The organism is Mucilaginibacter paludis DSM 18603 (assembly GCF_000166195.2).
Classification (GTDB): Bacteria; Bacteroidota; Bacteroidia; order Sphingobacteriales; family Sphingobacteriaceae; genus Mucilaginibacter; species Mucilaginibacter paludis.
This window is the reverse complement of record NZ_CM001403.1, coordinates 2,489,080-2,512,032: the sequence shown is the minus strand read 5'-3', so window position 1 is coordinate 2,512,032 and position 22,953 is coordinate 2,489,080. Positions and strand designations below refer to the sequence as shown.

Annotated in this window: 33 protein-coding genes and 1 pseudogene; 31 read left to right on the top strand and 3 right to left on the bottom strand. The window is 41.3% G+C overall.

Features of this window, described 5'->3' with window-relative positions:
* Positions 1-116: 116 nt before the first annotated feature.
* A complete protein-coding gene (locus tag MUCPA_RS35960; RefSeq protein ID WP_008506295.1) occupies positions 117-827 on the bottom strand; it encodes a hypothetical protein in 711 nt (236 codons plus the stop codon).
* Between the two features lie 32 nt (positions 828-859).
* On the opposite strand from MUCPA_RS35960, the gene MUCPA_RS10470 reads away from it, so the two are divergent.
* A complete protein-coding gene (locus MUCPA_RS10470; RefSeq protein WP_316928923.1) occupies positions 860-2,236 on the top strand; it encodes a prephenate dehydrogenase in 1,377 nt (458 codons plus the stop codon).
* Positions 2,236-4,124: pseudogene (locus MUCPA_RS35955) on the top strand (rhomboid family intramembrane serine protease). The gene MUCPA_RS10470 and the pseudogene MUCPA_RS35955 overlap by 1 nt, the downstream one beginning before the upstream one ends.
* Before the next feature lie 54 nt (positions 4,125-4,178).
* Here MUCPA_RS35955 and MUCPA_RS35945 read toward each other — a convergent pair.
* Positions 4,179-4,919: a hypothetical protein gene (locus MUCPA_RS35945; protein ID WP_008506292.1), complete on the bottom strand. Its 741-nt coding sequence runs from the start codon at positions 4,917-4,919 to the stop codon at positions 4,179-4,181.
* Between the two features lie 543 nt (positions 4,920-5,462).
* On the opposite strand from MUCPA_RS35945, the gene rplC reads away from it, so the two are divergent.
* The 29 genes from rplC (at position 5,463) to rplQ (ending at position 20,803) form a co-directional block, all read left to right on the top strand.
* Entirely contained in the window at positions 5,463-6,080 is a 618-nt protein-coding gene (gene rplC / locus MUCPA_RS10450; RefSeq protein WP_008506291.1) for a 50S ribosomal protein L3, read from the top strand.
* Between the two features lies 1 nt (position 6,081).
* Positions 6,082-6,708: a 50S ribosomal protein L4 gene (gene rplD / locus MUCPA_RS10445; RefSeq protein ID WP_008506290.1), complete on the top strand. Its 627-nt coding sequence runs from the start codon at positions 6,082-6,084 to the stop codon at positions 6,706-6,708.
* Positions 6,709-6,714: 6 nt separating this feature from the next.
* Positions 6,715-7,005 carry a 50S ribosomal protein L23 gene (rplW, locus tag MUCPA_RS10440; RefSeq protein WP_008506289.1) on the top strand — a complete coding sequence of 97 codons (291 nt, stop codon included), beginning with the start codon at positions 6,715-6,717 and terminating at the stop codon, positions 7,003-7,005.
* Between the two features lie 2 nt (positions 7,006-7,007).
* Positions 7,008-7,832 (top strand): 50S ribosomal protein L2, encoded by an 825-nt coding sequence (gene rplB, locus MUCPA_RS10435; RefSeq protein WP_008506288.1) that lies wholly within the window; start codon positions 7,008-7,010, stop codon positions 7,830-7,832.
* Entirely contained in the window at positions 7,832-8,098 is a 267-nt protein-coding gene (gene rpsS, locus MUCPA_RS10430; protein WP_008506287.1) for a 30S ribosomal protein S19, read from the top strand. The genes rplB and rpsS overlap by 1 nt, the downstream gene beginning before the upstream one ends.
* A gap of 3 nt (positions 8,099-8,101) precedes the next feature.
* Positions 8,102-8,530 carry a 50S ribosomal protein L22 gene (gene rplV, locus MUCPA_RS10425; RefSeq protein WP_008506285.1) on the top strand — a complete coding sequence of 143 codons (429 nt, stop codon included), beginning with the start codon at positions 8,102-8,104 and terminating at the stop codon, positions 8,528-8,530.
* 6 nt (positions 8,531-8,536) lie between these two features.
* A complete protein-coding gene (rpsC, locus tag MUCPA_RS10420; protein ID WP_008506283.1) occupies positions 8,537-9,463 on the top strand; it encodes a 30S ribosomal protein S3 in 927 nt (308 codons plus the stop codon).
* Between the two features lie 47 nt (positions 9,464-9,510).
* Positions 9,511-9,933, top strand: a complete 423-nt coding sequence (gene rplP, locus MUCPA_RS10415; RefSeq protein ID WP_008506281.1) for a 50S ribosomal protein L16 — start codon at positions 9,511-9,513, stop codon at positions 9,931-9,933.
* Between the two features lie 80 nt (positions 9,934-10,013).
* The gene (gene rpmC / locus MUCPA_RS10410) at positions 10,014-10,223 is read left to right on the top strand and encodes a 50S ribosomal protein L29 (RefSeq protein WP_008506278.1); all 210 of its coding nucleotides are present in this window, start codon (positions 10,014-10,016) and stop codon (positions 10,221-10,223) included.
* Positions 10,224-10,237: 14 nt separating this feature from the next.
* Positions 10,238-10,492 carry a 30S ribosomal protein S17 gene (gene rpsQ / locus MUCPA_RS10405; RefSeq protein ID WP_008506277.1) on the top strand — a complete coding sequence of 85 codons (255 nt, stop codon included), beginning with the start codon at positions 10,238-10,240 and terminating at the stop codon, positions 10,490-10,492.
* A gap of 1 nt (position 10,493) precedes the next feature.
* Positions 10,494-10,862 (top strand): 50S ribosomal protein L14, encoded by a 369-nt coding sequence (rplN, locus tag MUCPA_RS10400; RefSeq protein WP_008506274.1) that lies wholly within the window; start codon positions 10,494-10,496, stop codon positions 10,860-10,862.
* A gap of 1 nt (position 10,863) precedes the next feature.
* Complete coding sequence (rplX, locus tag MUCPA_RS10395; protein ID WP_008506272.1) at positions 10,864-11,205, top strand: 50S ribosomal protein L24; 342 nt, start codon at positions 10,864-10,866, stop codon at positions 11,203-11,205.
* Positions 11,205-11,774, top strand: coding sequence for a 50S ribosomal protein L5 (gene rplE, locus MUCPA_RS10390; protein WP_008506271.1), 570 nt, complete (start codon positions 11,205-11,207; stop codon positions 11,772-11,774). The genes rplX and rplE overlap by 1 nt, the downstream gene beginning before the upstream one ends.
* Positions 11,767-12,036, top strand: coding sequence for a 30S ribosomal protein S14 (gene rpsN, locus MUCPA_RS10385; RefSeq protein ID WP_008506270.1), 270 nt, complete (start codon positions 11,767-11,769; stop codon positions 12,034-12,036). The genes rplE and rpsN overlap by 8 nt, the downstream gene beginning before the upstream one ends.
* A gap of 138 nt (positions 12,037-12,174) precedes the next feature.
* The gene (gene rpsH / locus MUCPA_RS10380) at positions 12,175-12,573 is read left to right on the top strand and encodes a 30S ribosomal protein S8 (RefSeq protein WP_008506269.1); all 399 of its coding nucleotides are present in this window, start codon (positions 12,175-12,177) and stop codon (positions 12,571-12,573) included.
* A gap of 21 nt (positions 12,574-12,594) precedes the next feature.
* Positions 12,595-13,152: a 50S ribosomal protein L6 gene (gene rplF, locus MUCPA_RS10375; RefSeq protein WP_008506268.1), complete on the top strand. Its 558-nt coding sequence runs from the start codon at positions 12,595-12,597 to the stop codon at positions 13,150-13,152.
* 5 nt (positions 13,153-13,157) lie between these two features.
* Complete coding sequence (gene rplR / locus MUCPA_RS10370) at positions 13,158-13,508, top strand: 50S ribosomal protein L18 (RefSeq protein WP_008506266.1); 351 nt, start codon at positions 13,158-13,160, stop codon at positions 13,506-13,508.
* A gap of 12 nt (positions 13,509-13,520) precedes the next feature.
* Positions 13,521-14,039, top strand: coding sequence for a 30S ribosomal protein S5 (rpsE, locus tag MUCPA_RS10365; RefSeq protein WP_008506265.1), 519 nt, complete (start codon positions 13,521-13,523; stop codon positions 14,037-14,039).
* Between the two features lie 6 nt (positions 14,040-14,045).
* Positions 14,046-14,225 carry a 50S ribosomal protein L30 gene (gene rpmD, locus MUCPA_RS10360; RefSeq protein ID WP_008506264.1) on the top strand — a complete coding sequence of 60 codons (180 nt, stop codon included), beginning with the start codon at positions 14,046-14,048 and terminating at the stop codon, positions 14,223-14,225.
* A gap of 4 nt (positions 14,226-14,229) precedes the next feature.
* Positions 14,230-14,676 (top strand): 50S ribosomal protein L15, encoded by a 447-nt coding sequence (gene rplO / locus MUCPA_RS10355; RefSeq protein WP_008506263.1) that lies wholly within the window; start codon positions 14,230-14,232, stop codon positions 14,674-14,676.
* 6 nt (positions 14,677-14,682) lie between these two features.
* A complete protein-coding gene (gene secY / locus MUCPA_RS10350; protein ID WP_008506262.1) occupies positions 14,683-16,026 on the top strand; it encodes a preprotein translocase subunit SecY in 1,344 nt (447 codons plus the stop codon).
* 6 nt (positions 16,027-16,032) lie between these two features.
* Entirely contained in the window at positions 16,033-16,812 is a 780-nt protein-coding gene (gene map, locus MUCPA_RS10345) for a type I methionyl aminopeptidase (protein WP_008506261.1), read from the top strand.
* Positions 16,813-16,890: 78 nt separating this feature from the next.
* Positions 16,891-17,109 carry a translation initiation factor IF-1 gene (gene infA / locus MUCPA_RS10340; RefSeq protein ID WP_008506260.1) on the top strand — a complete coding sequence of 73 codons (219 nt, stop codon included), beginning with the start codon at positions 16,891-16,893 and terminating at the stop codon, positions 17,107-17,109.
* Positions 17,110-17,115: 6 nt separating this feature from the next.
* Positions 17,116-17,232 (top strand): 50S ribosomal protein L36, encoded by a 117-nt coding sequence (gene rpmJ, locus MUCPA_RS36925; protein WP_008506259.1) that lies wholly within the window; start codon positions 17,116-17,118, stop codon positions 17,230-17,232.
* Positions 17,233-17,265: 33 nt separating this feature from the next.
* The gene (gene rpsM, locus MUCPA_RS10335; RefSeq protein ID WP_008506254.1) at positions 17,266-17,643 is read left to right on the top strand and encodes a 30S ribosomal protein S13; all 378 of its coding nucleotides are present in this window, start codon (positions 17,266-17,268) and stop codon (positions 17,641-17,643) included.
* Positions 17,644-17,789: 146 nt separating this feature from the next.
* Positions 17,790-18,179: a 30S ribosomal protein S11 gene (rpsK, locus tag MUCPA_RS10330; RefSeq protein ID WP_008506253.1), complete on the top strand. Its 390-nt coding sequence runs from the start codon at positions 17,790-17,792 to the stop codon at positions 18,177-18,179.
* A 67-nt stretch (positions 18,180-18,246) separates the two neighbouring features.
* Positions 18,247-18,855 (top strand): 30S ribosomal protein S4, encoded by a 609-nt coding sequence (gene rpsD, locus MUCPA_RS10325; RefSeq protein ID WP_008506252.1) that lies wholly within the window; start codon positions 18,247-18,249, stop codon positions 18,853-18,855.
* 190 nt (positions 18,856-19,045) lie between these two features.
* Entirely contained in the window at positions 19,046-20,038 is a 993-nt protein-coding gene (locus tag MUCPA_RS10320) for a DNA-directed RNA polymerase subunit alpha (RefSeq protein WP_008506251.1), read from the top strand.
* Between the two features lie 198 nt (positions 20,039-20,236).
* Entirely contained in the window at positions 20,237-20,803 is a 567-nt protein-coding gene (gene rplQ, locus MUCPA_RS10315) for a 50S ribosomal protein L17 (RefSeq protein WP_008506250.1), read from the top strand.
* 304 nt (positions 20,804-21,107) lie between these two features.
* On the opposite strand, the gene MUCPA_RS10310 is transcribed toward rplQ, so the two are convergent.
* A complete protein-coding gene (locus MUCPA_RS10310) occupies positions 21,108-22,946 on the bottom strand; it encodes a UbiD family decarboxylase (RefSeq protein WP_008506249.1) in 1,839 nt (612 codons plus the stop codon).
* Positions 22,947-22,953 lie beyond the last annotated feature (7 nt).

The following is a 22,953-nucleotide window of genomic DNA, read 5'->3' as shown; positions in this document are numbered from 1 at the left end:
TATGAAAATAAAAATGCCGCTTTCCAAAAGAGAGCGGCATTTTTTATTTAACTATATTTTATATCAGGCCTGGGATGTAAACGGGATGCCTGCTGCCTTTAACTGTTTGTTTATTTTTATTTCCCACTTAGCTCATCCAGCTTATTTCTTTCTGTTTGCAGTTCCCTGGCAAGTTTCTTTTCCTTTTCGTTAGCCTTGGTTTTATAGGTTTGGAACTCGGCCGATAACTCGTCGAAAAGTTTAATGCGATAAGCTGCTTCGCGGCGGCTGCTGGCTGATAAGTAAATTACCGCTACAAGCCCTGTGCCCAATACCAATACTAACCCCCACATGATGATGTTGTACATGGCTTTAGACAGCGAGATACCTATAAAGCTAACCGAATTAACCTGCGACTGTGATTCGGACAGGGTTTGATCTTTACTTGTTACATCTGTTTGCAGCGCGGCGATTTTTTTAGCCTGTTCGGCCAATTTACTTTGGGCATCCTTTAATTTGCGTTTCTCCACATTAAGGGTGTCCATGTAATTTTTGTGAAAGCTGACGATGGGGCCTTGCTGATATCTGTAAGTAGCTTTAAGTATAGCATTGTACTGGCCGGTTAAACTGTTATCAACAACGGCAGGTGGTACAGGGGTTGTTGCTACCGGTGCTTGCGGGTAGGTAGCTGGTTGTTTATAGGGGTTGGTGGCTGGTTTAGTAGTTGCAGCTTTAACCGGGGCAGCGGTTGCTGGTTTTTGAAATTTTTTGGCAGTATCCTGTCCGTTGGCTACATATGTGCCCGTAAAGGCGAGCAGGCCTAAAATTAAGCTTAATGGCTTATTCATAATTTATAGTATATAATAGAATATAATAACAATTGAACAAATTTGTATTGCGGCGCAATATTAAATTAACATTCAATAATAAAAATAGTGTTAAAAAAACCAAATACGAAATACAACAGCAAATATCACGCCTTCATACCTATATTAGCAACATGAATATCGGAATTATCGGCTTGGGCGACATGGGCCGTTTATATGCTAAGGTGTTTGCAAAAGCTGGTTATAACGTTTACGGTTGTGATTTACCGCAAAATAGGGCGATGCTCGAGGCAGAGCTGAGTCCTTTGGGCATTGCTGTTCTGAGCGATGGACACCAGGTATCGGCAAAGGCAGATGTGCTGATCTACTCGGTAGAAGCCGAAACTATCGGCGCTGTTGTGGCGCAATACGGGGCATCGGCCAAGCCGGGTTGTATTGTGGCTGGGCAAACATCAGTAAAGCATCCCGAAATTGCGGCCTTTGAAAAATATCTGCCCGCCAATGTTTTTATTGTAACAATACATGCCTTGCATGGGCCCGGCTTTGCACCAGAGCAACAAAAGCTGGCCATTATACCGCACCGCAGTAACCCGGAGGTTTACCAGCGGATGATGGATATTTTTGTAAGCATCGGATCGGACATTGTTGAGATAGCTGATTATCATGAGCACGATAAAATTGTTGCCGATACCCAGGCCGTAACCCATGTGGGTTTTGAAAGTATGGGCACTGCCTGGAAAGAGGCCGGCTTTTTTCCCTGGGAAAACGCTTCGTACATTGGTGGTATCGATAATGTTAAAATTTTAACTACGCTGCGTATTTTTAGTTACAAAGCGCACGTCTATGCAGGCTTAGCCATATTGAATCCTTATGCCAAACAGCAGGTTAAGCGTTACGCGGTATCCGAGTCGGAATTATTTAAGCTGATGATCAAGGAGGAGGAAAAGGAATTTCGTGAGCGTTTGTACAGAGCCCGCGATTTTGTTTTTCACGAAAGTCGCAAACCCATTTTGTTGAACGATGCCGTGATGCGCGAGTTCTCGTTGGCGGGCGAGCCGGGTTTACGCAAACATAACTCGCACCTGAGTTTACTAAGTATGGTTGATGCCTGGTACCACTTAGGCGTTAACCCTTATGATAACCTGATTTGCCAAACACCGCCTTTCCGTTTGCGTTTGGGCATAGCCGAGTACTTGTTTAAGAATGAAGAACTGCTGGAAGAATCTATACAAGCGGCATTATATGATAAAACCATCCGGGGCGACGACCTGGAATTCCACTCCGCCGTGCGCGAATGGTCGTCCATTATTGTTTATGGTGATATGAAAGGATATAAGGAACACTTTAACCAGGTAAAGGAGTTTTTTGGCGACAGATTAGAGCAGGGGAGGATACAAAGCGCTGAATTGATTAGGAGGTTGATGGAGTGATGAAACAGTTTGCTGTTAAGGTTAAATTAATACTTGTACCGTTTTTGATAATTACGGTTTGTACAACTTTTGTATACACACTTTTAAATTGGCTATTATTCGTCAAGCTTGAAGCATTTAGTGTAGACGAATTTATTACCAATTTTGTTGCACCAGCATTAATAGTTGGAATAGCAATTTTAATATGGTTACGGCCCCGAGTAAAATTACTCAATTTCAAAAAACGTAATAGTGGCGATCCTTTTGGCGGGTATATGATGCTGGCATGGGTTGCTGCCACTGTACCGATCTGCGTTACCCAGGCATATATCACTACGGCAACGGGTACGCTAACAACCCTTGATCATATCAGCCAGATCAATAAAGTGCCTAAAACCAAATATTATAAGTTAACGCATTTTTATGTAGATAAAAGGCTCGTACGTATCAGGCCTACTTTTAAAGTTACCGGTAAATCAAATCAGGATTTTGATATGGCGATATATGCTCCGTGTCCAATTTTTGATAGTAATGCCACTGTTGAAACAAGGCAAATTGGAACATCAGCAACAACTAACAAAAGCTATCCAATATACGTTGTGGATGGTAAAATAATAGCACAAGATGCATTATCCAAACTAAACAAAGATTCCATTGCGTCAATTAGTATTTTGAAGGGCGAACCGGCGATGGCTGTTTGGGGTACTATAGCACGAGGTGGTGCGGTAGTTATTACCACTAAAAAAGTATTAGTTAAAGGCATGTATAATGCTAAATCAATGTTCGCAAAGAGTAAGCGTGATACAAACTTGAATCGAAGGCCTGTTGCATGGTTTGCGGTGAAGTACGCCAAAACCATTTCGAATAGGCTTTCACCGGCTGAAAAAGAGGAAAATTATAAAGAGTTTGCGAAAGGGAGCGAGGCCGATTTTGAATCTAAGAATTTGGCTGATTTCATTTATCTGGACAGGATGCGTGAAAATTTTGATTTTAAAGATTATAAACAAGCAATTTTAACTAAAGATACAACGGGTATAAACCCAATAATAATTTTATCACCAATTAATGAGCCATTCGAACTTAGAAATGGTAATAAATTTGTTTGGATATTTGGCTCACTCGGTATTGGCTCCGCCATATTTTTGATCTTTTTATTATTTACTCCACTAAAAAGTGATTTGCATTTGCCTGATAAAGCTAATGATGAATCATTTACATTTAAAGATCTTCAAATATTTATTCCACATGAAGGTTATTATGCAACTCCCATTATTATCGATCTCAATATCATCATTTTCGCCATTATGGTATGTTGCGGCCTTGGCTTTATATCCTTTGATGCACCTGACTTGTTAAAATGGGGTGGTAACTTGCGTACAAATGTTATTCAAGGGCAATACTGGCGGCTTTTAACAAATATCTTTTTGCATGGTGGCTTAATGCACGTTTTAATGAACATGTATGGTTTATTGTTTGTAGGTATATTTTTAGAACCATTAATGGGGGTTAAACGCTATACATTGGCATATATTGGTACTGGCATTCTGGCGAGTATCGCCAGTATTTGGTGGCATCCGGCTACGGTGAGTATTGGGGCATCCGGGGCTATCTTTGGTATGTATGGCATATTTTTAGCTTTGCTTACAACAAATCTTTCCCCCATGATTTTAAAAAAACATTCCTGATCAATACATCAATTTTTGTTGGCTATAATTTATTGTATGGACTAACCGGAGGTATTGATAACGCTGCCCACATCGGGGGGGTACTGAGCGGGTTGATAGTTGGTTACGCCTTGTACCCTTCGTTAAAAGAACGAGCTTTGCGGATTGAAGTAGAAACAGGAAAATTTCCCGACGGATTGAGCGAATCGGAGAAGGCGACACCTTCTCCGATTCATAAAGATTAGATTGCCTTCTTAATTTAATCTCCCGGCTACCACCGGGAGATTAAATTAAACAAGCTATTGTTGGGTAGGGAATGGCACCCGTTCCCCATCAAGCAGCAAAGGGAACGGCACATTTTCACTATCGGCCTTAAGCGTTGGTGGCTCCGGCAGAAAATGGTCAATAGTTGTGATTAATTCCCCTTCGTGAAATATTTCTATTGACGAATATTGGCCAGGGGTATCCAGTCCTTGAGAATAACTATTGTTACGGGGATTAAAAATATAGATCATTTCGTTCGAGTCGGTAATTTCCAGCAAGAGAATTCTGGGATTGATCCCTTGAGGAACCATGGGGTGCAAAGTATGAAAACCATGATTATTGGAATTATACTTGATGCTAACCACAAGCGTGCTGCCAAACTTGGTGTGTTTTACCCAAGCCTCCGCTTTAATAACCTGTATGCCCAATTGCACCGGCTGTGTTTTGGTTTCGGGTTTACCAGGTATAATGGTAATACTGTTTGATGCCGAATAAACTTTGATGCCTCTAACAGCTATTGAATATTCTTTCCATTCGTAGTGTGCGGTTACCGGAGTAACTAATTGATTAGCCTCGCCTACAGGTGCATCAGCAACCATATCAAATTCCCAGATTCCATTGGCTGGCGCCTTTTTATATACAAACGGGCTTAAGGTGATGTTGGTAAAACCACCGGTATTGGTATACCCTTTGGCCTCAATTAAAAGGGTAGGAGGATTAGTTTTTGACAGCGTAGCAATAACGCTCTCAATTTTAGCAACTTTTTCCATGCTCATTAACTTGATGTTTTAGCCTACTCTGTTTACCGTTTTCGGCTTCCCGGGTGCATACGCTGTTTTTGTTGTGGATTTTTTCAGTATTCATCCTTTACACTTGGTCTGTTTTTTGTTTTGGGATAAGCCTGCACTCTACCGTATCCCTATATCTTTAATTTTATTGGCCTATCATTTTGGTTTTTAACGTGATACGATAGGTATATGCAAGTTTCATCATCTTTCAGGCAGCGGAGTACCGTAAAAAAACGGTATTGTATAAGTATAAACGCCCTCGCCAGTATATAGCGAAAAATAAAAATTATAGCATAAGGCAGCGAGTAAATAGGGAGGGCAAATTGTGCCGTCCTGTTTAGATTTTGTTGCCCGGCAACCAAAATAACCCGGCCAATCAGGGGCGTTTTCAATTGCCTAATTATTTACAAAAATAACTCACTAAGTATTTGATTATTAATATAACATTCTTATCTTTGCCGTCCCTTTCGGGGGGAATATATGCCTTGAACGAAGCCCTACTGCTTCGATGGGCAAAAAACTAAAAAGAAAATGTCAGGAATAATTGGTAAAAAGGTAGGTATGACCAGCATATTCGATGAGGCAGGGAAAAACATCCCATGTACAGTAATCGAAGCTGGACCATGTGTAGTTACACATGTTAAGTCTGTAGATACAGACGGGTACGCCGCAGTACAGTTGGCGTATGGCGAAAAGAAGGAAAAAAACACCAGTGGCCCTCTAAAAGGCCATTTCCAAAAAGCCGGTACTACTCCAAAACGCAAGCTTGTTGAATTCAAAACATTTGAAGACGAAAAATCTCTTGGTGATGTAATCACTGTAGATCTTTTCTCGGCAGGCGATTTTGTGGATGTTGTAGGTACCTCTAAAGGAAAAGGTTTTCAGGGTGTTGTTAAGCGTCACGGTTTTGGCGGTGTGGGTATGCAAACACACGGTCAGCACAATCGTTTAAGAGCTCCGGGTTCATTGGGTGCTTCATCATGGCCTTCACGTGTATTCAAGGGAATGCGCATGGCAGGGCATATGGGTAACAGCCGCGTTAAAGTTCAAAACTTACAGGTTGTTAAAGTTTATCCAGAACAAAATCTAATAGTTGTTAAGGGTTCCATACCAGGAGCTAAGGGTTCATTTGTAATTGTGGATAAATAAGATGGAAGTTAAAGTATTAAATGTATCAGGTAAAGAAACAGGTGCAAGTGTGCATCTACCTGAGTCGGTATTTGGTATTGAGCCCAACGATCACGCAATTTATTTGGATGTTAAGCAATACTTAGCTAACCAGCGCCAGGGAACTCATAAATCAAAACAACGTAACGAGATTGCAGGTTCAACCCGCAAGTTATACAAGCAAAAAGGTACAGGTGGTGCCCGTGCAGGTAGTATTAAATCTCCTTTGTTTAATGGTGGTGGCCGTGTATTTGGCCCGCAACCACGCGACTATAGCTTTAAGCTGAACAAGAAGTTAAAACAACTTGCCCGTAAATCGGCCTTAAGTTATAAAGCATTGGATAACAGCATAGTAGTATTGGAAGATTTTACTTTTGATGCTGTTAAAACCAAAACCTACATACAGTTTGTTGCTGATTTGAATTTATCCGACGAAAAAACTTTGTTGGTATTGCCTTCAGCAAATAACAATATTTATTTATCAAGCAGAAATCTTAAAAAATCGAAAGTTATCACTGCCGATCAGTTAAGCACTTATGATGTGCTGAACGCTGGCAAGTTGTTACTTACCACTGATTCTGTTAAAACTTTGGAGGAAGCATTAGCTTAAGCAAAAATGGAAGTATTAAAGAAACCCTTACTTACTGAAAAGGTATCTCAATTAACCGAGAAGCTTAACCGTTACGCTTTTATAGTTGATCCCAGAGCTAACAAGATCCAGATCAAAGGAGCAATTGAGACCATGTACGGTATTAACGTAGTTGCAGTAAACACCATGCGCTATGTTGGAAAGTTGAAAAGTCGTAATACTAAGGCAGGTGCCATATCAGGCCGTGCTGCTAAGTATAAAAAAGCGATCATCACTTTAAAAGATGGTGAAACGATAGATTTTTATAGCACAATATAAAGATGGCAGTTAAAAGATTTAAACCGGTAACACCGGGTACCCGTTTCAGGGTAGGTGCCGATAATTCAGATATTACAACCAACGTTCCTGAAAAAACGTTAGTAGTATCTCACAAAAGATCAGGCGGCCGTAACCACGATGGCAAGATGACCATGCGCTACCTTGGTGGTGGTCACAAACAATCATATAGGTTGATCGATTTTAAACGCGATAAGTTTGATATCCCTGCAAAGGTTGCAACTATCGAGTACGATCCAAACCGTTCAGCACGTATTGCTTTATTGCATTATGTTGATGGCGAGAAAAGATACATGATCGCTCCGGAAGGATTAACAGTTGGACAAGTTGTTTTATCAGGCGAAAAATCAGCTCCAGAAGTTGGTAATACCCTGCCGCTAAAAAACATCCCTCTGGGTTCAATCATCCACAACATTGAGCTGAACCCTGGTCAAGGCGGTACAATTGCCCGTTCGGCAGGTACTTATGCCCAGCTTTCAGCACGTGATGGCAAATATGCTATCATCAAATTGCCTTCAGGCGAAACACGTATGATATTGCTTACTTGTATGGCAACTATCGGTACCGTTTCAAACGGCGATAAGGCTAACGAAGTGTTAGGTAAAGCTGGCCGTAAACGCTGGTTGGGCCGTCGCCCAAGAGTTCGTGGTGTTGCCATGAACCCGGTAGATCACCCTATGGGTGGTGGTGAGGGAAGGGCCTCCGGTGGTCACCCACGCTCACGCAAAGGTTTATTGGCTAAAGGCTTTAAAACCCGCGATAAAAAGAAATCATCTGATCGTTATATCATTGAAAGAAGGAAGAAATAATGGCACGTTCAATTAGAAAAGGACCTTATATTGATCATAACCTGGAAAGAAAAGTTCTGACCTTGAATGATACAAGCAAGAAATCGGTAGTTAAAACCTGGTCACGTCGTTCCATGATATCTCCTGATTTCGTTGGTCACACGTTCGCAGTACACAACGGTAACAAGTTTATCCCTGTGTATGTTACAGAAAACATGGTTGGACACAAGTTGGGAGAATTTGCTCCAACCCGTACATTCCGTGGTCACGCAGAAAAGAAAAAATAAGGCATGGAAGCAACAACTAAAATCAAAAAGTCTGTATTGATCAGACAACAGAAAGAAGCTGCGAAAGCTGTTGTAGGCGGCGCTTCTATCGCTAAATTACAAGACTGCCCAACTTCACCCCGCAAAATGCGTTTGGTGGTTGATTTGATCCGCGGCGAAAAAGTAGAAAAAGCTTTGTACATATTAAAGTATACCAACAAAGAAGCTGCTATCAGGGTTGAGAAATTATTATTATCAGCCATTAAAAACTGGGAAGCTAAAAACGAAGGTAAACGTGTGGAAGACAGTGGGTTATTCGTTAAAGAAGTTTCTGTAGGCGGTGGTCGTCAATTAAAAAGATTACGCCCGGCTCCACAAGGTAGAGGATACCGTATCAGGAAACGTTCTAACCACGTAACCTTAGTTGTGGATAGTAAAAACGATAACAATTAATTTGAAATGGGACAAAAAGCACATCCAATAGGTAACAGATTAGGAATCATCAGAGGTTGGGATTCTAATTGGTTCGGTGGCAACAACTACTCCGACAAATTAGTTGAAGACGAAAAGATCCGCAAATATATTTCGGTACGTATCGCCAAAGGCGGTGTATCAAAAGTGGTTATTGAGCGTACATTGAAACGCATCACTGTAACTATCCACACTGCCCGTCCGGGTATTGTGATTGGTAAAGGTGGCCAGGAAGTTGACAAGATTAAAGAAGAGTTGAAAAAACTGACTAAAAAGGACGTTCAGATCAACATCTTCGAAATTAAACGCCCTGAACTTGATGCTCAGTTAGTAGCAGAAGGTATAGCAAAACAACTGGAAGCACGTATATCATTCCGTCGTGCCATGAAAACTACCATCGCATCAACCATGAGAATGGGTGCCGAAGGTATCAAGATCATGACATCAGGTCGTTTAGGCGGCGCGGAAATGGCTCGTAGCGAACAATATAAAGAAGGTAGAATACCATTGCACACTTTCCGTGCTGATATTGACTATGCATTAGCTGAGGCTTTAACAACCTATGGTAAAATAGGTGTAAAGGTTTGGATTTGCAAAGGCGAAGTTTACGGTAAACGCGATCTTTCTCCAAACATCGGTGGCACAAGCAGCAGCAGCGGCAAGGGCGGACGTCCTGAAGGCGCAGCAGCTTATGGCGACCGTGGTGGTGACAGAAGAGGCGGAGGCGGCGAACGTCGTGGAAATGACAGACGCGGTGGAACCGGTGGTGCTCCAGGTCAGGGTGGTAATCGTCCAGGTGGTCAAGGCGGCGGTAACCGTCCGGGCGGCCAAGGCGGTAATCGTCCAGGTGGTCAGGGTGGCAGTCGCCCAGGTGGTCAAGGTGGTGGCGCAAATCGTCCAGCCGGAAAGAGATAATAATTATTCAAAGTCGAGAGACATCGTTTATATAAGAATTTAAAACAATGCTACAGCCAAAAAGAACGAAGTTCAGAAAGATGCAAAAAGGCAGAATGAATGGTTTAGCCAGTCGTGGTGCAGAGCTATCATTCGGTTCATTCGGTATCAAATCACTCGAAGCCGCCTGGATTACCAGTCGTCAGATCGAGGCTGCCCGTATCGCTGTAACACGTTTCATGAAACGTGAAGGCCAGGTATGGATACGTATATTCCCTGACAAACCGGTTACTAAAAAACCAGCAGAGGTACGTATGGGTAAAGGTAAGGGTGCTCCAGAATATTGGGTAGCCGTGGTTAGACCAGGCCGCATCATTTTTGAGGCCGAAGGTGTATCTTTGGAAACTGCCAAAGAAGCCTTACGCCTTGCCGCAGCTAAATTACCGGTACAAACAAAATTTGTGTTACGTAGGGATTACGTAGAAGAATAGAAAACAGTTATCGATCGGGAGTTGCCTCTTATCAGTGGACTAACGCAGCTTGATGATCATAACATATAATTAACAAGAAAATGAAGAACTCAGAAATTTTAGAGCTATCAACCGAAGAACTTGCTGCAAGGATCGGGGAAGAAAGAGGGAACTTAACTAAATTGAAATTCGCTCACGCAGTTTCGGCAATTGAGAACCCAACCCGTATTACTAAGGTAAGAAAAGATATTGCTCGTTTAAATACTGAATTAACTAAGCGCAAAGCGGCGTCTGCTTCTGAAAAGAATTAATTTTTAGAATTGAAATGGAAAGAAATTTAAGAAAAACACGTACCGGTTTGGTAGTTAGCAATAAGATGGAAAAATCTATTGTTGTAGCTGTAGAGCGGAAGGTGAAACACCCGATCTATGGTAAGTTCGTTAAGAAAACTACCAAATTTATGGCTCACGACGAAACTAATACCTGTGGTATTGGCGATACCGTATTGATTATGGAAACCCGTCCGTTGAGCAAGAGCAAAAACTGGAGATTAGTACAAATTTTAGAAAGGGCTAAATAAGATGGTACAACAGGAATCAAGATTAAATGTTGCCGATAACAGCGGAGCTAAAGAAGTTTTAGTGATCCGTGTATTAGGCGGAACAGGTAAGAGATACGCCTCTATAGGCGATAAAATTGTTGTTACCGTAAAAAGCGCTATACCTTCAGGCAACATTAAAAAAGGTACAGTGTCAAAAGCCGTAGTGGTTAGAACCAAGAAAGAGATCCGCAGGAAAGATGGTTCATATATCCGTTTCGACGACAACGCAGCCGTTTTGTTAAACAACCAGGACGAACCGAGAGGAACCCGTATTTTTGGCCCGGTAGCAAGAGAGTTGCGTGAAAAACAATTCATGAAAATTGTATCATTAGCACCGGAGGTATTGTAAAATGGAAAGAAAGAAAAATACACAGCCGAAACTAAAAATCAAAAAGGGTGACCTGGTTAAGGTTATTGCCGGAGATTCAAAAGGTTCGCAAGGAAAAATATTAGAAGTATTGGTATCAGCAAACCGTGTAATTGTTGAAGGCGCCAATATGGTTTCAAAGCATACTAAACCTAATGCTACCAGCCCTAATGGTGGTATTATTAAACAAGAAGCAGCTTTACATATTTCAAACGTAATGTTGGTTGATCCTAAATCAGGCGTGACAACACGTGTTGGCAGAAAGAAAAACAGCGAAGGGAAATTAGTAAGGGTAGCAAAAAAATCGGGGGAGGAAATTAAGTAATGACTTACGTACCAAGATTAAAATCAAAATACAAGGACGAAATTCGTACTGCGCTGAAAGATAAATTTCAGTACAAAAGCGTAATGCAGGTTCCTAAGCTGGAGAAAATTGCTATCAACCAAGGTGTTGGTGCTGCCACTACTGATAAAAAGCTGATTGATGTTGCCATCAACGAGATGACTACCATTACCGGCCAGCAAGCTGTCGCATCAAAATCTAAAAAGGATATTTCGAACTTTAAGTTACGTAAAAATATGCCGGTTGGTGTACGTGTTACGTTACGTGATAATACCATGTACGAATTTTTGGATCGTTTAATTGCTGTGGCATTGCCACGTATCCGCGATTTCAAAGGTATCAACGACAAAGGTTTTGACGGAAAAGGTAACTATACATTAGGTATCACAGAGCAAATTATCTTCCCTGAGATTAATATCGACAAGATCAACAAAATCATGGGTATGGATATTACCTTTGTAACTTCCGCTACCAATGATGTTGAAGCATTAGAGTTGCTTAAACAATTTGGTTTACCATTTAAAAATCAAACTCCAACCAACAATGGCTAAAGAAGGTGTAAAAGCGCGTGAAGTTAAACGTGCCAGAATTGTAGCTAAATACGCTGAAAAAAGAGCAGCTTTGAAAGCCGCAGGTGATTTTATAGGATTAGACAAGTTGCCAAAGGCTTCTTCGCCGGTAAAATTGCACAATCGTTGCAAGTTAACCGGTCGTCCTCGTGGTTATATGCGTCAGTTTGGTATTTCGCGTGTTACATTCCGCGAAATGGCTTTAGCTGGTAAAATTCCCGGAGTAAAGAAAGCAAGCTGGTAATAAAAGCATAGAGCGAAAGCAAGTAGCCGGAAGCAAATAACGCTCCAGGCTTCTTGCTTTAATGCTCAAAATAAAAATTAACCGATGGAAGGTCGTCCCGGTGTTCGGGAAAGGAAACCACTGTCATAAACAAGAGTAATGAATACAGATCCAATCGCAGATTATCTTACACGAGTAAGGAATGCTATTAAAGCCAACCACAGGGTTGTTGAAATTCCTGCATCAAACCTGAAAAAGGAAATCACCAAGGTGCTTTTCGACAAAGGTTACATCGCAAATTTTAAGTTTGAAGACAATGGTCCTCAAGGTACTATTAAGGTAGCTTTGAAATACCACCCGATCACTAAAATCTCTGCAATACGTAATATTTCACGTATCAGTAAACCAGGTTTGAGGAAATATGCAGGTTCGGCAAATATGCCAAGAGTGTTAAACGGATTAGGCATCGCCATCCTTTCAACCTCTAAAGGAATTATGACCGATAAAGAGGCCCGTCAGCAAAATATTGGTGGCGAAGTTATGTGTTACGTTTATTAATCATTTAAGGAGAAACAAAAAATGTCAAGAGTAGGAAAAGCACCTATAGCAATCCCGTCCGGCGTTACAGTTACCGTATCTGATGATAACTTAGTAACAGTAAAAGGCCCTAAAGGAGAATTGTTCCAGGCAGTTGATAAAGATATCACCATTGCCCAGGAAGATGGACACTTAACAGTTCAACGTCCGTCAGAACAAAAACGTCACAAAGCATTGCACGGTTTATATCGCGCATTGATCAATAATATGGTTATTGGCGTAACAGAAGGTTACAAGCTGCAACAAGAGCTTGTGGGTGTAGGTTACCGTGCCACTAACACAGGTAATACTTTAGATTTAGTGTTGGGTTATTCTCACCATTATGTTTTTGAGTTGCCTAAAGAAATTAAAGTTACAACAACTGCTGAAAAAGGTAAGAATCCGATTATTATTCTGGAATCAACCGATAAACAACTGATAGGTCAGGTAGCGGCAAAAATACGCTCGTTACGTACTCCAGAGCCTTATAAAGGTAAAGGTATCAAGTTTGTTGGTGAGATATTAAGAAGAAAAGCAGGTAAATCAGCATCTAAAAAATAAGCGTCATGACAGGTAAATTATCAAGAAGAGACAGAATTAAGAGAGGGATCAGAAAACGCCTTTCAGGTTCTTCAGAGCGTCCGCGCTTGTCAGTGTACAGAAGCAATAAAGGCATTTATGCCCAGATCATTGATGATATCAGTGGAAAAACATTGGTGTCGGCATCGTCTTTATCAAAAGAGTTTGCTACAACAGGCAGTAAATCAGATCAATCAGTAGCCGTAGGCAAAATGGTTGCTGAGAAAGCTATTGCAGCAGGTATCAAGCAAGTAGTGTTCGATAGGAACGGGTATTTGTACCATGGCCGCGTTAAGTCATTGGCTGAAGGTGCACGTGAAGGTGGTTTAATATTTTAATTACAACAAGAGATGTCAACTATTAATATAAAAAGAGTAAAATCAAGCGAGATTGAATTAAAAGATCGTTTGGTTAGCATCCAGCGTGTAGCCAAAGTAACCAAGGGTGGTCGTACTTTCAGTTTTTCTGCCATCGTGGTGGTAGGTGATGAGAACGGTATTGTTGGATATGGCTTAGGTAAAGCGAAAGAGGTAACTGAGGCAATTGCCAAAGGTATTGATGATGCAAAAAAGAACCTTGTAAAAGTTCCGATTATCAACAATACTATACCTCATGAGCAAATAGGTAAGTTTTCCGGAGGTTTTGTATTCCTTAAACCTGCTGCAAACGGTACCGGTGTTATTGCCGGTGGTGCGATGCGTGCAGTGTTGGAATCTGCCGGTGTACACAACGTATTGGCAAAATCAAAAGGTTCATCAAACCCCCACAACGTGGTAAAGGCAACAGTTTCTGCATTATCGCAAATGCGCGATGCTTACACTGTAGCTCAGCACCGTGGTGTTAGTTTAGGTAAAGTATTTAACGGATAATCAGTCATGGCAAAAATCAAAATTACACAGATTAAGAGCGTGATCGATAGAAGTGAGCGCCAGAAAAAAACCATCCAGGCATTAGGTTTACGCAAGATAAACCACAGTGTTGAAGTTGAAGCTAATGCAGCTATCATCGGTATGGTGAGAAAAGTAAATCATTTGGTAGCAGTAGAAAACATTTAATGTTATGAATTTAAATAATCTGAAACCTGCAGAGGGTTCTACTAAAAATAGAAAAAGAATCGGTCGTGGTACCGGTTCAGGCCGTGGTGGTACATCAACACGCGGTCACAAAGGTGCCGGTTCACGTTCTGGTACTTCAAGTAAAGTAGGTTTTGAAGGTGGACAAATGCCTTTGCAACGCCGTGTACCTAAGGTAGGTTTTAAAAACCCTAACCGTGTGGAATATGTAAGCGTTAACCTTGATGCTTTACAAGCTTTGGTTGAGCAATACAATATTGTTACTGTTGATTTTGATACACTGAAAGAACATGGTTTAGTGTCAAGAAACGACTTGGTAAAGGTATTGGGCCGTGGCGAGTTAACAGCTAAAATAGAAGTAAAAGCACATGCATTTTCTGCTACTGCACAAAAAGCAATTGAAGCAGCAGGCGGTTCCATCGTTAAGTTATAAATTTCAATGAAGAAATTTTTCACAACTTTATCCAATATCTGGAAAATTGAAGATTTAAGAGTGCGTATAACAAACACATTCTTATTTCTTCTGATATATCGTGTTGGTTCGTTCGTCGTATTACCGGGGGTAGATCCTACCTCCCTGAGTACGCAAAAAGGTAAAGAAGGCCTGATGGGCCTTTTAAACATGTTTGCGGGTGGCTCGTTTTCACGCGAATCAATCTTCGCTTTAGGTGTGATGCCTTACATCTCTGCCTCCATTGTGGTGCAGTTATTGGGTATTGCGGTTCCGTATTTTACCAAATTGCAAAAGGAAGGTGAAAGCGGCCGTAACAAATTAAACCAGTGGACCCGTTATTTAACTATAGCAATTACTGCTTTGCAGGCTATCGGTTATGTAAGTTCACAGGTATCGCCTGATGCTAAGTTGATAGCAGAGCCTTTCTTTACTATTTTATCAGTATTTGTATTAACCGCCGGTACGTTATTTGTAATGTGGCTGGGTGAAAAAATCACTGATAAAGGTATAGGTAACGGTATTTCCCTGATCATCATGGTTGGTATCATTGCACAATTGCCGTTTGCTGTGGGCAGCGAGTTTGCTACACGCGTAAATGGTACTGGTGGTTTGTTCATCTTTGTGGTAGAGATTGTGGCGCTTATCGCTGTGGTAATGTTTACTATTTTAATTGTACAGGGTACTCGTAAAATAGCTGTTCAGTATGCAAAGCGTATAGTTGGTAATAAGCAATATGGTGGGGTTAGGCAGTATATACCTTTAAAGGTAAATGCAGCTGGTGTTATGCCTATTATATTTGCTCAGGCTTTAATGTTTTTGCCCGGCATGGTATCGCAGTTCTTTCCGAGCGCGGCATCAAGCGGTATCCTCATCGCATTATCAGATTACACCTCTTGGGGGCATAATTTGTTATTCGCGATATTGATTATCATCTTCACATACTTCTACACCGCTATCACGGTTAACCCTAACCAGATGGCTGATGATATGAAAAAGAACGGTGGTTTTATACCTGGTGTTAAGCCAGGTAAAACAACAGCCGATTTTATTGATGGAGTTATATCAAGGATTACGCTGCCAGGTTCGATATTTTTGGCCATCATTGCCATTATGCCAGCCATTGCAACAGTGTTGAATGTTAACAGTCAGTTTGCACGTTTCTTCGGCGGAACATCGCTCATCATCCTTGTTGGTGTTGTATTAGATACCTTGCAACAGATAGAAAGTCATTTATTAATGCGTCATTACGATGGTTTGATGAAAACCGGAAGAATCAAAGGACGTACGGCTATCCCTACTGTGGCAGGTACAACTCCCCCGGAAATTTAATAAACGATGTCTAATAAGATCAATTATAGGTCTGCTGAGGAGATAGAACTGATTAGGGAAAGCTCTTTATTGGTGTCTAAAACGCTTGCTGAGATTGCTAAGGTTATCAAGGCTGGTGTGAAAACGATAGAACTGAATAAGCTTGCAGAAACGTTTATCCGAGATAACGGCGGTGTGCCTGCATTTTTAAACTACAACGGTTTTCCGTATTCGCTTTGTATTTCGTTGAATAACCAGGTGGTACACGGCTTTCCGAGCGAACACGTACTGGTTGACGGCGATTTAGTGTCGGTTGATTGTGGTGTAGTTAAGAATAAGTACTATGGCGATTCTGCTTATACATTTGCCATAGGCGAAGTAAGCGAAAGCACCAAGTTATTGATGCAGGTAACCAAAGAATGCCTCCAATTGGGTATTGAGAAAGCCGTTGCCGGTTTACGTATTGGTGATATAGGTTACGCCGTTCAGGAACATGCCGAGAAACATCATTTTGGCGTTGTGAAAGAGTTGGTAGGCCATGGTGTAGGTACAAGGCTTCACGAGAAACCCGAGGTTCCAAATTACGGCAAGCGCGGATCTGGTATTAAGCTTGAGGAAGGGATGGTGATAGCCATTGAGCCTATGATTAATGCCGGAAGAGCGGGCGTAAGGTTTTGGGATGATGGATGGACCGTATCTACGGTTGATGGCAAAGTATCAGCGCATTACGAGCATACGGTGGCCATTAGCAAGGGAAAAGCCGATATTCTTTCAACTTTTTCTTATATAGAAGAAGTTTTTAAATAAAAAGAATAAAATATAAAAAAAATGTTTAATTTTGCATCCCGCTTTTAAGGCGGATAATCGTATAGAAATCAGTAATATATGGCTAAACAGGCCTCAATTGAACAAGACGGGACAATAAAGGAAGCATTATCAAATGCAATGTTCAGGGTCGAATTAGAAAACGGCCATGAAATAATTGCGCATATTTCAGGTAAGATGCGAATGCACTATATCAAAATATTACCTGGCGACAGGGTAAAGCTTGAGATGAGTCCATACGATTTAACAAAGGGAAGAATAACCTACAGATATAAATAAAAAGAGATGAAAGTTAGAGCATCAATAAAAAAACGCAGCGCTGATTGCAAGATCATTCGTCGTAAGGGCAAGCTTTATGTAATTAACAAGAAGAACCCTAAGTACAAACAGCGTCAAGGTTAATTATTCAGTACAGAAAACCATAAACAATAATAAATGGCAAGGATTGCAGGTATTGATTTACCAAAAAACAAACGCGGAGAGATCGGACTTACTTACATATTTGGTATCGGCCGCTCAACAGCTCAGGACATCCTGACTGAAGCAGGCATCGATTTTAATACCAAGGTACAAGACTGGACCGATGAGCAGTTGACATCCATCCGTGGTATCATCAACGAACGTATTAAAGTAGAAGGTGCTTTGCGTTCCGAAGTTCAATTAAACATCAAACGTTTGATGGATATTGGTTGCTACCGTGGTACCCGTCATCGTAAAGGTTTACCATTACGCGGACAACGTACTAAAAACAACTCACGTACCCGTAAAGGAAAACGTAAAACAGTTGCTAACAAGAAAAAGGCTACTAAGTAATTGATAGATAGGAGATTTTAGATATGAGACCCATATCTTTTTGATCTTCTCAAATCTGGAACAAAAAAGATAAAAATCAGGATACTGAGTGCCGGGATAGACAAAATCTTCTATCTCAAGTCTCATATCTAACATCTAAACAAAAAATGGCTAAGACTAAAAAAGTAACCAAAAAGCGTATTGTAATTGTTGAGCCGATTGGCGAGGCACACATAAACGCTACCTTCAATAATATTATCATTACCCTAACCAACAAAAACGGTCAGGCCATATCTTGGTCTTCTGCCGGTAAAATGGGTTTCAAGGGTTCTAAGAAAAATACACCTTATGCAGCCGGACAAGCGGCTTCTGATTGCGGCAAAACAGCTTATGATTTAGGCTTACGTAAAGTAGAAGTGTTTGTTAAAGGCCCGGGTTCTGGTCGCGAATCAGCTATCCGTACTTTGCAAACTGCAGGTATTGAAGTTACTACTATCAAGGATATCACTCCGCTTCCACACAATGGTTGCCGTCCTTCAAAAAGGAGAAGAGTTTAATTAATCAATTTTTTAAAGCTAAGATTCTGCAGCTGCGGGCTGCATGATACTTTAAAAGCACAAAACAATGGCAAGATATACCGGTCCAAAATCCAAAATTGCACGTCGTTTCAGAGAGCCAATCTTCGGTCCTGATAAAGCGTTAGAAAGAAAAAATTATCCGCCAGGAATGCATGGCGCCTCAAAAAGAAGAGGAAAGCAATCTGAGTATTCAACTCAGTTGATGGAAAAACAAAAAGTAAAATACACTTATGGTGTATTGGAAAAACAATTCGAAAACTTGTTTCACCGTGCTTCTTCTAAAGAAGGTATCACTGGCGAAAACTTATTAAAGTTTTTGGAAGCTCGTTTGGATAACGCGGTTTACCGTTTAGGTATCGCTCCAACACGTTCAGGCGCTCGTCAATTAGTGGGCCACAAACATATTACAGTGAATGGCGAAGTAGTGAATATTGCTTCTTACGCTTTAAAAGCTGGCGACGTAATCGCTGTACGCGAAAAGTCGAAAACAATGGAATCAATTACAACTTCGGTTGCTGGAAGAAGAATTAACAAACACAGCTGGTTAGAATGGGATCCATCTAACTTAACTGGTAAATTCCTTAACTATCCAAACCGCGACGAAATTCCTGAAAACATCAAGGAAAACTTAATCGTCGAGTTGTACTCAAAATAAGATATGAGATTTTAGATATGAGATTTGAGGTAATTCAAAATCTCATATCTCATTTTATAATATCATTATTAATATAGAGAAGTTAAATTAGATTTAGAGCATAGGCACGCGGGGGTAGGCAATTTGGTTGGATAACCTGAAGCTATTTTCTCAGATCTATTATCAAACAAACATAAATTACAAGATATAAATGGCAATATTAGCATTTCAAAAACCGGATAAGGTTATCATGCAGAAATCAAATGATTTTGATGGTACGTTTGAATTTCGTCCATTGGAACCAGGATTCGGGATAACTATTGGTAATGCTTTACGTCGTATCTTACTTTCATCATTGGAAGGTTATGCGATTACTTCTGTTCGTTTTTCAGGAGTTAACCATGAGTTTTCAACTATTAAAGGTGTGGTTGAAGACGTTACCGAAATCATATTGAACTTGAAACAAGTTCGTATGAAGAAATCAGGTGAGTCTGGTGATTCTGAAAAAATATTCGTGATCATCAATGGTCAGGATACATTCAGCGCCGGTGATATCACTAAGTTTTCAAACAACTTTACTGTACTGAATCCGGATCTGGTTATTTGTAACATGGATTCTTCGGTTACTTTAGAGATCGAGATTACTGTAGGTAAGGGCCGTGGTTACGTTCCAAGCGAAGAAAACAAAAATCCTGATGCAATGGTTGGCGTGATCGCGATAGATTCGATCTATACTCCGATCAAAAACGTGAAGTACACTATCGAAAACTATCGCGTTGAGCAAAAAACAGATTATGAAAAATTAGTTCTGGATATTGCTACAGATGGTTCAGTACATCCTGAAGATGCATTAAAAGAAGCCGCTAAAATTTTGATACAGCACTTTATGCTGTTCAGCGACGAGAACATGATGCTTGAGGCTCAGGCTAAGGAAGAAACTAAGGAAGTTGACGAGGAAATTTTACATATGCGTAAAATCCTTAAAACGGAGTTAGTTGATCTTGATCTTTCAGTTCGTGCGTTAAACTGCTTAAAAGCAGCTGATATCCGCAGCCTGGCTGATCTGGTTTCTTACGATGTAGCTGATATGTTAAAATTCAGAAATTTTGGTAAAAAATCGTTAACCGAAATTCAGGACCTGGTTAAGTCAAAAGGTTTATCTTTTGGCATGAACCTGTCTAAATTTAAGTTAGACGAAGAGTAAAATATAAGATGTGAGACGTTAGATTTGAGATTTTCTCAATCAAACGTCTCACATTTTTAGTTTAAACAAGCGGGTAAAACGGATAAGAGTCTTAGGTCTCAAATCTTAATACTCAAATCTAATAAAAATAAGCGAGCGCATAATTCCGAGGGTTGAAATTTGTCCCCAACGGTATGCACGTGAAAAAATCAAAAAACAATGAGACACGGAAAAAAAGTTAACCATTTAGGCCGTACCGACAGTCACCGTAAGGCGATGTTGGCAAACATGGCTTCTTCGCTTATCCTGCACAAGCGTATTACAACTACCTTGGCTAAAGCAAAAGCTTTACGTTTATATGTAGAGCCGATTTTAACAAAATCAAAAAACGACACTACACACTCACGCCGTACAGCGTTTAGCTATCTGCAAGACAAAGAAACAGTAACCATCCTGTTCCGCGAGATTGCAGAAAAAATTGCTAACCGTCCGGGTGGTTATACTCGTATCGTTAAATTGGAAAACCGTTTAGGCGATAACGCTGAAATGGCGATAATTGAGTTAGTTGATTATAACACAGTATACACCAAGGGCGAAGCTAAGGTTGAAAAGAAAGCTACCCGTCGTCGTGGTGGGGCAGGTAAAGGAAAATCGGCTGCCAGTGCAGCGGTTACTCCGGCTGATGATGCTGTAATTGTTGAAGAAGCTCCGGCTGCAGAAATAGTTGAAGAAACTCCTGTTGTTGAGGATAAGGTAATCGAAAACCCAGAAGAAAAAGGCGAGTAATTAATCGCTTTAAATGATACAAGCCCCGTTCATGATTTGAGCGGGGCTTTTTTTGTGCTGTAATAATCCGGAAATTTATAATTCTGGAAAGCAAAGGTGTTATTGCCTTTTGAGGAGAGCGGCGCCGTGCGACAAACTCTTCGTCTTTTCAATTGTGAAGAAGTAGCCTACCTGTCGGCACAAGCATTCTATTTCGCCAATATTCTACCGAGCTAAAAAAGAAAAAGTCTCCCCTACCGGGGGAGATTATGCACTTTGTTTTATTTGGGGGTGTGCATGATAGCTACGCTGTTTAGAGGGGGCTTTAAATTATCCCATAAAGCGGCCCACCCTTCACACCTAAACTATCAACCTTTCGCTCCGTAGCCGCGTCTTCAATTAGAGGCGGTGCATGGTGAGGTTTGATGCGGGCGTCTATAATAAGCGGCCCGTTACAGCCCCAGTGTTTGTGTTGGGTAAAGCTGTTAATGCCGTAAATATCATGCGACGGATTACTGCGGGTAAAAGTTACCCATACAAAATTATTAACGGTTTTAGCTGTAAAGGCAGCATCGTCGCATAAAATCATCAAGGGTAAGCCATCGAGTTTTAGATCCTTTAAATGGCTATTTAAAATGTCTATCTGGTTTAGGGTTTCTGTTTCGCCGATGTAGGCCGGTGCTTCTACCACCAATATACCCGGCAAAACCAATTTAAAATTATTGAAGGGCCGGGGCAGGCTTAGTGAAGGCGGTATTTCGGTCCATAATTCCCTTTTCCGGTCGCCGGCAACGGTTATTGCCACCTTACTGCCTGAGTTTAAATCGCTACCGCTGTAATCAAGCGTGTCAATGGTAGTTTTGGTATAAAAATGCAGGTCGCGGGTGAGGTCTACACGCTCAAGGATATGTTTTAAAAATTTCGGAACATCATGTACATGAAGCGAGGGATCATCCGCCAGCGAACAGATAAATAGGTATTTGGCCAAACTGAGCTGGTTACTCCCCAGGATATGATTGGCTATGGTGAGTATTTCCTGCGGTTTGCCGCCATTTAAATACGGGGTGTAACGTTCACTGCCAATGGCAAATAATAAGGGATGCACGCCTGCGGCATCAACTGCGTTAATTTCGTGGAGGCCGGGTATTTCTTTAGGGATAGCTTTCCCGCTGATCTCGTGGATGAGCGCGCCAAAGCTCGTATCTTCCTGGGGCGGTCTGCCTACCACAGTGAACGACCAAATAGGGTTTTTGCGGTGGTAAACCTTACTCACCCTCATCAACGGGAAGGGATGTTGCAGGCTATAATACCCCAGGTGGTCGCCAAAAGGGCCTTCTGGTTTATTTTCGTGCGGCATAATGGTACCTGTAATTACAAAATCAGCATCCGCCGAAATGCAAAAACCTTCCTCATCATAAAAATACCTGAAACGGCGGTTGCCCAGTGCTCCCGCAAAAGGCAGTTCAGATAGGCCCTCTGGTAAAGGCATCACGGCTGCCAACGGATGTGCCGGTGGGCCGCCTATAAAGATGCTCACCTTAAGCGGCTGCCCTTTAGCGTTCGCCTTAGTTTGATGTATCCCTATCCCACGGTGCAATTGGTAATGAAGGCCGATCTCTTTGTTTGGTATATACTCATTTCCGCCAAGTTGTATACGATACATACCCAGGTTTGAGTTCATGATACCGGGCTTATCAATATCTTCGGTATAAACCTGTGGCATGGTGATAAATGGCCCGCCGTCCATAGGCCAGTTGACTACCTGGGGTAATTCGCTAATTTGTGTGCGGCCAAAGTTTATGGGCACATTTTTTCCGGTTTTCATCGGCAAGGCCGATAGGGCAGACGAAGCTACATTTAGAAATTGAAAGGGGTGCTTAATCGCTTTCATCGGGTCGCCTTTCATTTCAACCAGTATTTTAATTTTATCCAGGGTATCTCTGAATAAAAATTTGGACCGGTCAAGGGTGCCAAACAAGTTGGACACAGCGGGGAATTTACAGCCTTTAATGTTCTCGAACAAAATGGCCGGTCCGCCATGGTCATAAACCCTTAAATGGATAGCAGCCATCTCCAGGTATGGGTCAACTTCTTCTTTGATACGTATTAATTGACCGTTTTTTTCAAGATCGGTAATGCAGGCTTGTAAACTTGGATATCCCATTGTTGGT